Origin of the sequence: Neobacillus sp. 19, assembly GCF_049463095.1 — a bacterium.
Classification (GTDB): Bacteria; Bacillota; Bacilli; order Bacillales; family Cytobacillaceae; genus Neobacillus.
The window spans coordinates 225069-237643 of record NZ_JBMPZU010000031.1; the positions used below are offsets into that span (position 1 = coordinate 225069).

General features: G+C 41.8%; 15 protein-coding genes. 12 read left to right on the forward strand and 3 right to left on the reverse strand.

Annotation, left to right across the window (positions count from 1 at the left end; genetic code table 11):
* Positions 1-4 precede the first annotated feature (4 nt).
* The 3 genes from ACO1D1_RS10015 (at position 5) to ACO1D1_RS10025 (ending at position 2294) form a co-directional block, all read left to right on the forward strand.
* On the forward strand, positions 5-967 hold the full coding sequence (locus ACO1D1_RS10015; RefSeq protein WP_423335825.1) for a type II secretion system F family protein: 963 nt from the start codon (positions 5-7) through the stop codon (positions 965-967).
* A 3-nt stretch (positions 968-970) separates the two neighbouring features.
* On the forward strand, positions 971-1903 hold the full coding sequence (locus ACO1D1_RS10020; protein WP_423335826.1) for a type II secretion system F family protein: 933 nt from the start codon (positions 971-973) through the stop codon (positions 1901-1903).
* A 64-nt stretch (positions 1904-1967) separates the two neighbouring features.
* A complete protein-coding gene (locus ACO1D1_RS10025; RefSeq protein WP_423335827.1) occupies positions 1968-2294 on the forward strand; it encodes a helix-turn-helix domain-containing protein in 327 nt (108 codons plus the stop codon).
* 46 nt (positions 2295-2340) lie between these two features.
* Here ACO1D1_RS10025 and ACO1D1_RS10030 read toward each other — a convergent pair whose 3' ends face one another.
* On the reverse strand, positions 2341-2970 hold the full coding sequence (locus ACO1D1_RS10030; protein WP_423335828.1) for a DUF2085 domain-containing protein: 630 nt from the start codon (positions 2968-2970) through the stop codon (positions 2341-2343).
* Between the two features lie 64 nt (positions 2971-3034).
* Positions 3035-3256, reverse strand: a complete 222-nt coding sequence (locus tag ACO1D1_RS10035; RefSeq protein ID WP_149871529.1) for a hypothetical protein — start codon at positions 3254-3256, stop codon at positions 3035-3037.
* 366 nt (positions 3257-3622) lie between these two features.
* Here ACO1D1_RS10035 and ACO1D1_RS10040 point away from each other — a divergent pair, with 366 nt between their 5' ends.
* The 5 genes from ACO1D1_RS10040 to ACO1D1_RS10060 all read left to right on the forward strand — a co-directional run bounded on the left by ACO1D1_RS10040 (position 3623) and on the right by ACO1D1_RS10060 (position 8297).
* Complete coding sequence (locus ACO1D1_RS10040) at positions 3623-4642, forward strand: polysaccharide deacetylase family protein (RefSeq protein ID WP_423335829.1); 1020 nt, start codon at positions 3623-3625, stop codon at positions 4640-4642.
* A gap of 79 nt (positions 4643-4721) precedes the next feature.
* Complete coding sequence (locus tag ACO1D1_RS10045; protein ID WP_423335830.1) at positions 4722-5732, forward strand: AI-2E family transporter; 1011 nt, start codon at positions 4722-4724, stop codon at positions 5730-5732.
* A gap of 97 nt (positions 5733-5829) precedes the next feature.
* The gene (locus ACO1D1_RS10050; RefSeq protein ID WP_423335831.1) at positions 5830-6063 is read left to right on the forward strand and encodes a hypothetical protein; all 234 of its coding nucleotides are present in this window, start codon (positions 5830-5832) and stop codon (positions 6061-6063) included.
* A 154-nt stretch (positions 6064-6217) separates the two neighbouring features.
* Positions 6218-7192: a cation diffusion facilitator family transporter gene (locus ACO1D1_RS10055; protein WP_423335912.1), complete on the forward strand. Its 975-nt coding sequence runs from the start codon at positions 6218-6220 to the stop codon at positions 7190-7192.
* Positions 7193-7295: 103 nt separating this feature from the next.
* The gene (locus ACO1D1_RS10060; protein ID WP_423335832.1) at positions 7296-8297 is read left to right on the forward strand and encodes a DUF3231 family protein; all 1002 of its coding nucleotides are present in this window, start codon (positions 7296-7298) and stop codon (positions 8295-8297) included.
* A gap of 254 nt (positions 8298-8551) precedes the next feature.
* Here ACO1D1_RS10060 and ACO1D1_RS10065 read toward each other — a convergent pair whose 3' ends face one another.
* Positions 8552-9064 (reverse strand): acyl-CoA thioesterase, encoded by a 513-nt coding sequence (locus ACO1D1_RS10065; protein ID WP_423335833.1) that lies wholly within the window; start codon positions 9062-9064, stop codon positions 8552-8554.
* A 128-nt stretch (positions 9065-9192) separates the two neighbouring features.
* Between ACO1D1_RS10065 and nadE the strand changes: the two genes are divergently transcribed.
* From nadE to ACO1D1_RS10085, 4 genes are all read left to right on the forward strand, one after another.
* On the forward strand, positions 9193-10014 hold the full coding sequence (gene nadE / locus ACO1D1_RS10070) for an ammonia-dependent NAD(+) synthetase (RefSeq protein WP_423335834.1): 822 nt from the start codon (positions 9193-9195) through the stop codon (positions 10012-10014).
* Positions 10015-10252: 238 nt separating this feature from the next.
* A complete protein-coding gene (locus tag ACO1D1_RS10075; protein ID WP_423335835.1) occupies positions 10253-11074 on the forward strand; it encodes an amino acid ABC transporter substrate-binding protein in 822 nt (273 codons plus the stop codon).
* A complete protein-coding gene (locus ACO1D1_RS10080; RefSeq protein WP_423335836.1) occupies positions 11061-11759 on the forward strand; it encodes an amino acid ABC transporter permease in 699 nt (232 codons plus the stop codon). The genes ACO1D1_RS10075 and ACO1D1_RS10080 overlap by 14 nt, the downstream gene beginning before the upstream one ends.
* Positions 11760-11774: 15 nt before the next feature.
* On the forward strand, positions 11775-12509 hold the full coding sequence (locus ACO1D1_RS10085) for an amino acid ABC transporter ATP-binding protein (RefSeq protein WP_423335837.1): 735 nt from the start codon (positions 11775-11777) through the stop codon (positions 12507-12509).
* Positions 12510-12575: the final 66 nt, after the last annotated feature.

The following is a 12575-nucleotide window of genomic DNA, read 5'->3' on the forward strand; positions in this document are numbered from 1 at the left end:
AGAGATGGAGCTTGTACTTGAATTAACGGTGATTGTCATTTTGGCCACTCTTTTGATGTATTTATTATTAAGTGAATACACAAAGAAACGAAGAATGAACAACCGAATGAAAGAGTTTTTACCATCGCCGCAGATGAAAGAATTAGTGGAAGGTCAAGAAAAGGAACCGTCTGTCTTCAAGCGCTTCTTTCTTTCAATAGCAAGAATGTTTAACAGTGTTCAATTTAGTGAACGTACTGAGAAATTATTAGTAGAAGCCGGCAGCAACTTGAAACCGGAGGAATTTTTTGCATTGCGTATTCTTTCTGCAGCTGGGATTGCTATTATTACCGGTTTACTAGGATTACCATGGTACTTGTTTCTCTTCGCTGCTGTTTTTGGATTTATTATCCCGAAAACGATGATGAAGCAAAAACGAAAAAAGCGATTGGCCCGAGCCAATTATCAATTAATCGAAGTGCTGGGGATGATGGCGAATTCGATGCGAGCAGGTTTCAGTTTTATGCAGGCAATGCAGCTTGTCGGCAAGGAAGTTCCCGATCCGCTTGGCCCGGAATTTGATCGGGTTGTCCGCCAATCAGGACTTGGTGTACCACTGGAAGACGTGTTTGAAGAAATGGTACAAAGATTGCCAAATAATGAGCTGGAGGTCGTCGTAAGGGCGATTCTTGCCCAACGGAAAAGCGGCGGAAACTTGGCGGAACTGCTGGAAACGATGGAAGATACGATCAGGGGCAGGGTTCGTATTTTAGAGGAGTTACGCACCTTGACAGCGCAGGGAAGGATGTCCTCTTGGATTATTACCTTGATTCCTGTTGGCCTCGCATTGTATTTAGCCTTAGTCAATCGGGAGTATTTTGCTCCCATGCTTGAGCATCCGCTAGGATGGGCGATGCTGTTTGTCGCCTCTGTTTCCACGATTCTTGGCTGGGTATTTATTCAAAAAATCATCCGAATTGAGGTGTAAAGGATGCTGGATATCTTATTACTTTTTCTACTGGCTGGATTTATGACCTCGGTTTTGGCAGCTCTAATGTTCACTATTTTTAAAAAGCAACTTGCCTATAATGAACGGGTGAACATGTATTTTGGCGAAGCAGGAGCCACAATAAAAGAGGATTCTTTAGGGGAGCGAAAGGATGGTCGGATAAGGCAGCTTATTGATATCTATTGGAATAAAGGAACGCAGGCATTAAATAAACGGATTTCAAAGGTGGAACGGAAAAAATTAGACACGTTACTAAAGGATGCAGGCTATCCGTTTAAATCCGCAATCGACTTTCGCCTGTTTCAAATTGTCCTTAGTGCCGGCATGAGCTTGCCTTTTTTCTTCTTTATATTGCCGCTATCTGATAACAAAATGTTAACCTGGCTGATGATCATTACAATGGCATTTTTGGGATTCCGCCTTCCGGTGTTTTATCTCGGGAAAAAGAAAACGGCCAGAATCAAAGCGATTAATAAAGCGATGCCCGATTACTTTGATACGGTAAACCTTTTGCTGGAAGCCGGGATGGGACTCGATTTGGCGTTAGCAGAGGTTTCGCAAAAGATTAAAGGTCCGCTGGCAGATGAATTTTTTCAAACATTAGAAGACATGAAGCTGGGGAAATCCAGACGGGAAGCATTTTATGAGTTACGCAAGCGCGTTCCTTCCGATTCATTTCAAAGTGTTATTACTTCACTCATCCAGGCCGACCAGCTTGGTATTGGGATGGCCAAGGTGCTGGGAAACTTAACCATAAGAATTCGCGAACAGCGTCGCGAGGCTGCTCGTGAACAGGCGATGAAGGCACCGGTAAAAATGCTGTTTCCTATGGTGTTCTTCATTTTCCCTTCTATCTTTATCGTGATCCTAGGGCCATTGGTTATTTATCTGGTGACAAAAGGACTAGGCGGTTAATTTTTTTTATAGAGTCGCGTATTAAATGGTGGGATGGTGGGTGTTGAACAGAAGGAGAGATACGATGGATGGAAATATACTCAAAAGGCTGCGCAAGAAAAAGGCATATTCATTATCAAAGTTAAGTAAACTAACTGGGATTTCCAAATCATATTTAAGTTTAATTGAGCGGGGGATCCAGAAGAACCCCAGCTTGGATATCTTAGAAAAATTAGCTGCGACGTTCGGGGTTGAAGTGGAAGATTTAGTGAAAACTAAAAAAACGGAGGAGAAACATAAGCCTTCCATTAAGAGTATATTAAAGGTAGAAATTGAATTATCCGAGGATCAATTAAATCCTCAGAAATTAAAGCAAATAAAAGAGTTAATCCATGCTATTAATGAAGAATAGATATTTTTAAAAGAGAGCGATTTTCCTGGTGGGAATGCTCTCTTTCTTATAAAATCAGACTATGTAACAAGGAAAGCGTAGATAGAAATACAAGACTGGAACAAACCGACAGGGCTGTCTTTAGACGGGTGTTTTGGATCTTTGAAAATAGAAATGATCCGCACATGCTGAACCAAGTAATAATGATTAAAATAATGAAGCCATCAAAAACGAAATATGAAAGCTTTCCCCAATAAACCAGTCCACCCAATCCGCAGCTGAAAATCAATGGAACGAAAAAGTCCTTCTTTTGAGTGATGACGGGCTTACTCGTTTCATCAAGCGCTTTTGCCGAGAGCAGCGGATAAATAAAATAAGGCAGGGCAAGTCCGAAGCTAATTCCGGTTAGCAATCTTCGGGTATTATCGGTTTTAAATAAGTGTAAATAAGAGCCTAAGCCGTCGATCATCAGGGGGACTAATAATAATAGAAGAAACAAGCTTATTTTTATTGTAGGAATCGTGATTTTTGCCCCTCGTTTGAACAGATACAAATAGATGAGCGTTGAAAAAATGCCGATATAGATGCCGGTGTCACGGGCGCAAACGGAGAGTGTTTCGCCTGATGCCTGGAGTGACCGTTCCTCCAACTGGTGGCAGATCGCTTTTCCGAAGAAATGGAATAGGTCTTGGATCAATGGTCATCACTCCTTATGAGAGAGAACCCAACTCAACATGATGAATTGGGTTCTTTTCATTCACCTAATACCCCGTCATAAACGCCGGGGCAATGGACAGCGCTGATGCTGCAAACCAACAGATACAGGATAGGACGATGGCGACAATTCCTACAATCAAACAGGTTTTTCCAATTGCTTTTTTTTCAAGGTCCTGATCATTCATCCAAATAATGCCTAAGATAATTCCAACCACGGGAATGAGAAAGGATAAGATGTAAAGCAGAGCTTTAAGCCCACCTGACACAACCATCACCTCCAAAAGTAATCAGAAGAAACGAATTCCATAGGTAAGATTGCAAAAGTAATTCTCGTTCAATGATATGTATGTCATACCCCCATTAAATTTGCCTGTACTCCTTTTTGAAATTTCTGATTTATTTTCTTCCCGCCACTCCTTTTTCCATTTTTTACTGTTATAATAGATTGGTAAAAAGTTGTAAATCAGTTGTAAAGAAGGGTATACATGCTATTGTCAAACCGTGTTGTCGAATGTCATAGTATTAGCAAGATTTTTTAATAGAATTGTAATATTTTTAATAGATTTGAAACAAAATGGATGGGAATTCGTCTATAATGGGAGAAGGAAAAAAACAACAAAGAGGGTAGAAAAATGGGGAAACAAAATAGCGGATGGCCGAAAGGGATGTTAAGTGTCATTGTTACGATTGGGCTCATTTTGGCCGGTATTTTTGTCAGTAATTATTTTCAGGCGAAGGCGGCGGGTGAACCTAGTAATCACTCAAAAAATGAATCTTTTAATCGTGCAGCAGCCAAAGGACCTACACCAGAATCGATTATAAAGAACACTGAGGATTTTAAGCTAGAAAAACACCTGATCCGTAAGCACCAAGAACAAGCGGTGTTTTGGAGAAATAAGCAAGAACTTGAGAATAGTAACACGCCAAAACCTACTACTGAAACTGCCGCAGCCCAAACTGCCACAAACGATACACCTACTGACCAACCACCAGTGAACGAATCCAACGCAGGAGAGTCGGAGCAAAATAGGACGGAGCAACAGGGGAACAATAAGACAGTGTATTTGACGTTTGATGACGGTCCTGCAGCATTTTCCGGTGAAATCATTGCCCTTTTGGAACAGTATCAATTCAAGGCGACCTTTTTTATGATTGACGGAAATATTCGGAAATATCCTGATTCGGTAAAGTTAATGGTTCAAAACGGTGAGACCGTGGGCCTTCACAGTGTGTCCCATAGTCCGAAAGCATTTTATGCATCAGCTAATTCTGTCATTGCAGAATTAACACAGAACCGTAATACGTTAAAGGAAATTTCGGGTGTTGATTCGTATATTATGAGGACCCCTTACGGCAGTGTTCCCCATATGACAGTGGAATATCGCCAGGCCGTTCAGGAGAATGGCTATAAAATGTGGGATTGGAATATTGACAGCAAGGACTGGTATTATAAGGATGCCCGCTACGTTGACAGTGTTATTGAACAATTAAACCATTTGGCTGACCATAATGGGCCGAAGGTAATTCTTTTACATGAAAGGCAGGAAACACTTAATCATCTTCCGGCGCTGCTTGACTATTTGAGTAAACAGGGCTTTGAGGGTAAAGCTATTGAGAGCACGATGACACCCGTTCAATTTAGTGCAAGATAGCATTTTAAAAAGGACAGAATGCCTAGTGGTTTGATATAATAAATTTATATCTAATAGTAAAAATAATGGGGTTCGATAATTGCCTATGATAAACAAACTTTTGCACAGCAGCGGATTTAAAAGGATAGCCATTTTTGTGTTCATCGCGCTGATTTTATATGCGATGAAATCAATGATTAATTTAATTTTACTCACGTTTATTTTTACTTTTTTAATGGACCGGTTAGTGCAATTTCTTGAAAAGAAAATTCCGCTGAATCGCAGGTTACTGGTGATTGTATCCTATTCCTGTATGATCGGTTTGTTTTCTTACGGTTTAGTGATGTACCTGCCGATGATTGCCGGTGAAATTACGGCGCTGATCAAGCAATTAACTGCTTTTTATACCGCACAGCATGATAATATTGTTCTGAATTATCTCGTCAGTCGCTTGGAAGAAAATCAAATTTCCAATTACCTGGAGCAGGGTTTTACCTTCCTCATTAAATATTTTACTGATATTAGTAAAATAACCTTGCAGGTGTTATTGGCCCTGTTGTTGAGCCTGTTTTGTTTGTTGGAGAAACCGCGCTTAATTGAATTTACCGGGAAATTTAGAACGAGCAAAATCTCGTCGATTTACGTGGAAGTTGAATTTTTTGCCCAGAAATTCGTCCGGACGTTTGGTAAAGTAATCGAAGCGCAATTAATCATTGCTTTAGTGAACTGCATTTTGACGACGATTTTCTTGTGGCTGCTCGATTTCCCTCAGCTGGGCGGCTTATCGATTATGATTTTTGTCTTGGGCTTAATCCCGGTTGCCGGCGTGATTATTTCGTTAATTCCGCTTGTGATTATCGCCTATAGTATTGGCGGTATCATGAAGGTGGTCTATGTTATGATTGCAATTGCGGTGATCCACGGGATCGAGGCCTATATTTTAAATCCAAATTTAATGAGTTCCAAAACCAATCTACCTGTTTTCTATACATTTATCGTCCTGATTTTTTCCGAGCATTTCTTCGGTGTGTGGGGTCTGATCATCGGGATTCCAATCTTTGTCTTCCTATTGGATGTATTAGAAGTGACGGATAATGAGAAGGTTAAGTAAAAGCCCAAGATGGGCTTTTTTTTGTGGCGCTGCCATTGGTTTTGTTTGGTTATTTCTGCTATTCTAGAGGTAAGTACATAGGTGAGGAGGGTTCCGAATGAGCGAATGCAAGTTAGATCACTCGCATGAGGATGTAAAAAGTAAATACGAATCCCAGGCTGCTTTTTTACCTGAGGAGATGAAGCCATTATTCGATCAGTTTTTTGCCAAGGAGCATACCCAGGATTTGTTAAATGAAGTATTCCACCTTTTGAAAAAATATGATTTGGCATCTGCTGAAGAGCAGGATGAACGGAATAACCGTTTATACTTGGTGTTAAGAAACGTTTAAATGGAGAGGCCCCTTGCGCTGGTGCAGCGAGGGGCCTTTTGTTTTGAATGATGAAATTATTTTTGCTCATTCGCACGTTATCCATCATTTATTTAATGAAATAGGCAATTTTAGAAAATATTAAAGAAAACAAATGAAAAGAGAAGAGGATTCCATGGGTGAATTAGTACAGCTTTTGAAACGCGGGAATAAGTCTGCCATGCTGGCCGCCATTATTAATACGATTATTTCGATCATTAAAGGTGTGGCCTTTATGTTTACAGGCAATGTGGCGATGTTCGCCGAAACGATGCATAGTCTCGGGGATGCTGCCAATCAATTTTTTGTGTTTGTTGGATCAGCTTTAAGTAAAAAAGCGCCAACTGAAAAATATCCGAACGGCTTTGGCCGCCTTGTCAATTTAGTTCTTTTGGGGGCGGTGCTGATTGTCGGAATTATGGCTTTTGAAACCATTAAAGAAGGCTGGCATCATGTGGTCCATCCAACCAAGTCCGGCGGATTTATCATTAATATTATTGTTCTTGGCGTTTCCACGCTACTTGAAACCTTTGTCTTATTTAAAGCCATGAAGGAAATTTTGCATGAAATTGATGTCCAAGCAAGTGGGCCGAGTGTGTTTGTTAAGAGCTTTGCTAATGTAGGAAGGGCAAAACCGGCGACAAAACTTGTGTTTATGGAAGACCTTGTCGCTACTTTGGGTGGATTGTTAGCAATTATTGCTGTTGTGATTGCCCACTTTACAAATTTCCATCAGTTAGAAGGGATTGCCTCGATACTGATTGGCGTGATGATGTTTTTTGTTGTCGGAAAGGTCTTTTTAGACAATGCTGCAGGTGTTATTGGGCAGGCAGATGAGGAAATGGAAAACAAAATTGGGACGCTTGTCATGGCAGACCCCGATGTCATGGATATTCAGGACATAACGGTCATTAAAGAAGGAGAAGACTTGCATGTAGAATTGGAAATTGAAATTGACCCAACGCTAACCGTTGCCGCAGCCGATGATATTAAAGACCGATTAGAGGAAAAAATCATGGCGGAGAAAGGTGTTGTCGATGTCACCATTGAGATCGATGAAGAAGATGGTGTGATGACATGGAAAAGCCGCAGTGAACAAACGGTCAAATAAGTGGAAAAGAATAATTAAATGAGGCAGTTTCCATACGTGGAGAATAAAACAGCATCCCAATTGGGAATCTATTCTTATAGTATTTTTAGGAGGCTACATATTAATGGTTAAGCATAATGTTCGGTTAACCAGTGCCGAAATCGGCGGATTGTGGGCGACCTATCTCCAAGAAAATATGGCTGTTTGTTTATTAACCTATTTTCTCCACCACAATCAGGATGAGGAAATACAAACGACATTACAGCATGCCTATGAAATTTCGAATAGCCATGTAAACCAAATAACAGCGATATTTAATGATGAGGGCATCCCAGTCCCTGATGGATTTACGGAAAAGGATCTTGATTTATCTGCTCCGCCATTATTTTATGATATGTTCGGCTTAAGCTTTGTGTATTCCATGTGCCGTTTGAGTATGATTAACACAGGCTTTATTGCTGCAACTATGGCAAGAGAAGATGTTCAGGATTTTTTTGTGACGATGGTTCAGGAAAATTCAATGTTATATAAAGAATCTACAACCTTAATGCTTTCAAAAGGAATCTATGACCGACCGCCAATGATTCCCTATCCAAAGGAAGTGGAATATATTGAAAAGCTTTCCTATCTAAAAGGATTTGGAAAAAAACGGCCCCTAAATGTGGCGGAGATTACAGAAATCTTTTTTAACACGGAACGGAATTATTTTTCCATTATACTTTGTATGGGATTGCTTCAAGTGGTGAAGGATAAGGAAATTCACGCTTACATTCAAGAAGGCAAGGAAATTTCCGAGAAACAAATCAATACGTTTAATGATATTCTTTTGAAAGAGGAACTGCTGGGGAATATTGCGACCAATATGGAAGTCACGGATTCCACTTGTTCTCCCTTTTCAGACAGGCTTGTGGTTACGTTGTTCCATTCATTAAACGCAATTGATATTGCCCTGATTGGACATGCCCTTTCCTTATCGATGAGAACAGACTTAGCAGCCTTTTATCAAAAGTACATCTTAGAAATATTGGCGTATTCCGGTAAGGGCTTTGATATTATGGTCGATCGAGGCTGGGCGCAAGGACCTCCACATGCTCCAAGCAGAAGGGATCTTCAGAAGTTGAAATAGGTTCGCGATCAATTCGCGAACCTTTTTGAGTTGACTTTGAGAATTGTCCAGCTCCAGCGCCCTAGCGGCTAGTGTCCTTCGCTCTCCGCCCTACGATAAGTCAACATCGAATCGCCTTCGGCTCTTCGTGTTTCCTTTATCTCAGTTGGAGCGCTCCACAAGGAAAGCTTCGGCAGCATAGGCATCGCACGAAGAAAAAGCGCTAGCTTTTTCGAGGAGGCCATACGCCACTGATCAGGGCGCTTCCGCCTTTCTTATTCCCACGGTTTATGGGTAGTAAACACACTTGCCAGTTCTTTACTGCTTTTTCGATGTTCTTTCCGCTTTTCTGCCCTTTCCTTGCCTGTTTCATGAAGCTTTTTCTCTTCTTCGGTTTCGGGGATGAGGGCCGGAACCTCTGTTGGCTTGCCCTGATCATCTAACGCGACAAACGTTAAAAAGGCAGTAGCGGCAATTTTTCGATTTCCTGAAATGAGATTTTCCGCAATGACTTTGACGAATATCTCCATTGAAGTAGTTCCTGTCGATGTCACAAAGGTTTCAATGCAAACAGAATCCTTTGGGGTAATCGGACTGAGGAAATCAACGGAATCAATCGAGGCTGTAACGCATTCAGCCCGAGAATGCCTTGTAGCGGATATCGAAGCAACCATATCAATATCACTAATCAGCTTGCCGCCAAACAAGGTGTTATGGTTATTGACATCATTCGGAAATATCCTGCTCGTTCTCACTACCCTTGATTCATTACACGTTTTTGCTTCCATCTACAATTCCTCCTAATGTTGACTGCATTTAGTTTACCCCAATCACTATGTAACTTGTTATGTTTAGTGAAAAAGACGCTTTTGTGGTACATTACATTTATACAAAACTTGGTCAGGAGGTTCAATTGATGAGCTTACAAGCACAGATTATGAAGGAATTACATGTCAATCCAACCATTCAGCCAGCAGAGGAAATTCGAAAACGAATTGACTTTTTGAAAAATTACCTGCTAAAAACGAAGGCAAAAGGCTATGTCCTTGGCATCAGCGGCGGTCAGGACTCGACACTTGCCGGCCGTCTTGCCCAGCTGGCAGTGGAGGAGTTGCGGAACGAGGGCAGTGATGCTTTGTTTGTTGCTGTCCGTCTTCCATACGGGATTCAACAGGATGAGGATGATGCGAGGCTATCGTTAGACTTTATTCGTGCTGATCGCGAAACATCCTTTAATATTAAGGCAGCGGTTGATGAAGTCCAAAAGGAATATGACCAGAGTTATGAGGGCGGGCCGATCAGCGATTATCAAAAAGGTAACGTGAAGGCGAGAATGAGAATGATTGCCCAATACGCCATCGGCGGCATGGAAGGGCTGCTAGTCATCGGTACCGATCATGCAGCAGAAGCGGTTACAGGCTTCTATACAAAGTATGGCGATGGCGGCGCCGACGTCCTTCCATTGACAGGCTTAACGAAACGGCAGGGGAAGGCTTTGCTGATAGAACTTGGTGCGGTTGAGCGCTTGTATTTAAAGGTACCAACCGCAGACCTGCTCGACCAAAAACCGGGACAGGCGGATGAGACGGAATTGGGCATCACGTATGATGAGCTCGATGACTATCTTGAAGGGAAGCCGGTTTCCAAAGAAATCGCAGAAAAAGTCGAAAAGCGCTTTCTCATCACAGAACATAAACGGAATATGCCTGCCAGTATGTTTGATGAGTGGTGGAAGTAGTAATCAGAGGTAAACCAACTTTCTTTACAGCCCTACATGCTACGGGAAAAAAACTTCTATTTTTGTGCACTGGCTTTAAAGAGCTTAACCTATCAGAACTTTTCTGATAGGTTTTTATTTTTTATAACAGGGTAAAATAAATCTATTCTCAGCGATTTTTTTCTTTGACAGAATAAAAGCAATATCATATGATTATGAAATCCAAGAAAAACAATCAGAATTAGGGGGTTTAATTTGAATGAAAAAACTAACCGTTATATTTGCGCTCTTACTTAGCTTTATGCTTGTTTTGTCCGCCTGTGGTACGAAGGATGATAAAGCCGATAAAAATAAATCTGATAACAAAACAGCAGAAAAGGATTTATTAAAAAAGGTGAAAGATGATGGAAAGCTAGTCATTGGCACGGAAGGTACATATGCTCCTTTTACGTTCCATGATGAAAGCGGCAAATTGACTGGATTTGATGTCGAGGTGGCTGAAGAGGTTGCCAAGCGTTTAGGTGTGAAGGCAGAGTTTAAAGAAACACAATGGGATGCGATGTTTGCCGGTCTGGATGCAAAACGTTTTGATATGGTCGCCAATCAAGTGGGAATTCGCCCGGACCGCCAGGAGAAATACGATTTCTCTGATCCATATATAACTTCTGCTGCGGTGTTAATCGCGTCAAAGGATAATGAGAAAGTAAAGTCGTTTGAGGATATAAAGGGATTAAATTCTGCCCAATCGCTGACAAGTAACTATGCGGATATCGCGAAAAAGTTCGGCGCGAATATCGTCGGTATTGAAGGCTTCCAACAAGCGGTTGAACTGCTTGCCCAGAAGCGTGTTGATGTGACCGTTAATGATAAAATTGCCTACTTAGATTATACAAAGAAAAAGCCGGATGCTCCGATTAAAATTGTCGCAACGTCCGATGATGCCTCAACAAGCGGCTTTATGTTCAGAAAGAAAAGCGACAAGCTTATAGATGAAGTCAATAAAGCCTTGAAAGATATGGTTGATGACGGCACTTATAAAAAAATCTCTGAGAAATGGTTTGGTGTAGATGTACTTAAATAGTATTTTTGCTGACCCGGAACGAACAGCACGATTAATCGATATCGCCAAAACCTCCCTCCAGCCGATGCTGGAGGGTGCAATTATGAACACCATCCCGTTAACGATTCTTTCGTTTATCATTGGGATCATTTTGGCCGTTTTAACAGCACTTGCCCGTATTTCTCAGGTGAAGCTTTTTCAGGGGATTGCAAGAGTGTATGTTTCAGCTATCCGCGGGACGCCATTATTAGTGCAATTATTCATCATCTTTTATGGCCTGCCGAATATCGGGCTTACGCTTGATCCTTTTATTTCTGCAGTCATCGGTTTTTCTCTAAGTGTTGGTGCGTATGCTTCTGAGATTATCAGAGCTGCGATTCTCTCTATTCCAAAAGGTCAGTGGGAGGCCGGCTATTCCATCGGCATGACCTATACACAAACATTAAAAAGAATTATTCTGCCTCAGGCTGCAAAGGTATCGATTCCGCCCTTATCGAATTCGTTTATTAGTCTTGTAAAGGATACCTCACTTGCCTCACTCGTGCTTGTTACGGAGATGTTTCGCCGGGCGCAGGAAATCGCTTCAACCAATTATGAATTTTTGTTGGTCTATTCTGAAGCAGCACTCCTTTATTGGGTGATATGCTTTTTCCTCTCTGTCATCCAGGGGTTTTTGGAAAAAAGATTGGATCGATACGCATCATAGTAAGGGAGTTTTCACATGATTTCTATTAAAGGTTTATATAAACAATTTGGTCAATTAGAGGTGTTAAAAGGCATTGACCTTGAGGTGGAAAAAGGAAAAGTGGTGGTGGTCATCGGCCCGTCCGGTTCCGGGAAAACCACGATGCTCCGCTGTCTAAATGTGTTAGAATTACCGACAAAAGGCGTCGTTTCCATTCAAGGTCAAAGTTTGGATTTTTCAAAGGCAGTTCCGAAAAAAAAGCTCACTTCCTTCCGCCGCTTAACAGGAATGGTGTTTCAAGGCTATAATCTTTTTCCGCATAAAACCGCGCTTGAGAACGTCATGGAAGGGCCGATTATTGTGAAGGGGGAAAGTAAGGAGGCGGCCCGCAAAAAAGCCTCTGCTCTGTTAGAAAAGGTCGGTCTTGGCGATAAGAAGGATTACTATCCCGCACAGCTTTCAGGCGGTCAGCAGCAGCGCGTCGGAATCGCCCGGGCATTGGCCATGGAACCTGAGGTCATGCTGTTTGATGAACCGACCTCTGCCCTTGATCCCGAGCTTGTCGGCGAGGTATTAAAAGTAATGAAGGACCTTGCCACAGAAGGGATGACGATGATCGTTGTCACCCATGAAATGCGTTTCGCCCGTGATGCCGCAGATGAGGTCATTTTTATGGACGGTGGTGTCATCGTCGAGCGAGGCCGCCCGAACGACCTCTTCACCCAGCCAAAAGAAGAACGAACCAAGAAGTTTTTGAATATGATTCAGTAAGGTGCTGTAGCTCAAGTTGCTATGGCACTTTTTTTGTGCTCACTTATTCATGCGCGGAGAAGAGAG

Bases quoted from the DNA above. Each gene is read 5' to 3' on its own strand.
- ACO1D1_RS10020 (WP_423335826.1), top strand. From the start codon at position 971: ATGCTGGATATCTTATTACTTTTTCTACTGGCTGGATTTATGACCTCG.
- ACO1D1_RS10015 (WP_423335825.1), top strand. From the start codon at position 5: ATGGAGCTTGTACTTGAATTAACGGTGATTGTCATTTTGGCCACTCTT.
- ACO1D1_RS10075 (WP_423335835.1), top strand. From the start codon at position 10,253: ATGAAAAAACTAACCGTTATATTTGCGCTCTTACTTAGCTTTATGCTT.
- ACO1D1_RS10065 (WP_423335833.1), bottom strand. From the start codon at position 9,064: ATGGAAGCAAAAACGTGTAATGAATCAAGGGTAGTGAGAACGAGCAGG.
- ACO1D1_RS10080 (WP_423335836.1), top strand. From the start codon at position 11,061: ATGTACTTAAATAGTATTTTTGCTGACCCGGAACGAACAGCACGATTA.
- nadE (WP_423335834.1), top strand. From the start codon at position 9,193: ATGAGCTTACAAGCACAGATTATGAAGGAATTACATGTCAATCCAACC.
- ACO1D1_RS10025 (WP_423335827.1), top strand. From the start codon at position 1,968: ATGGATGGAAATATACTCAAAAGGCTGCGCAAGAAAAAGGCATATTCA.
- ACO1D1_RS10060 (WP_423335832.1), top strand. From the start codon at position 7,296: ATGGTTAAGCATAATGTTCGGTTAACCAGTGCCGAAATCGGCGGATTG.
- ACO1D1_RS10085 (WP_423335837.1), top strand. From the start codon at position 11,775: ATGATTTCTATTAAAGGTTTATATAAACAATTTGGTCAATTAGAGGTG.
- ACO1D1_RS10050 (WP_423335831.1), top strand. From the start codon at position 5,830: ATGAGCGAATGCAAGTTAGATCACTCGCATGAGGATGTAAAAAGTAAA.
- ACO1D1_RS10040 (WP_423335829.1), top strand. From the start codon at position 3,623: ATGGGGAAACAAAATAGCGGATGGCCGAAAGGGATGTTAAGTGTCATT.
- ACO1D1_RS10055 (WP_423335912.1), top strand. From the start codon at position 6,218: ATGGGTGAATTAGTACAGCTTTTGAAACGCGGGAATAAGTCTGCCATG.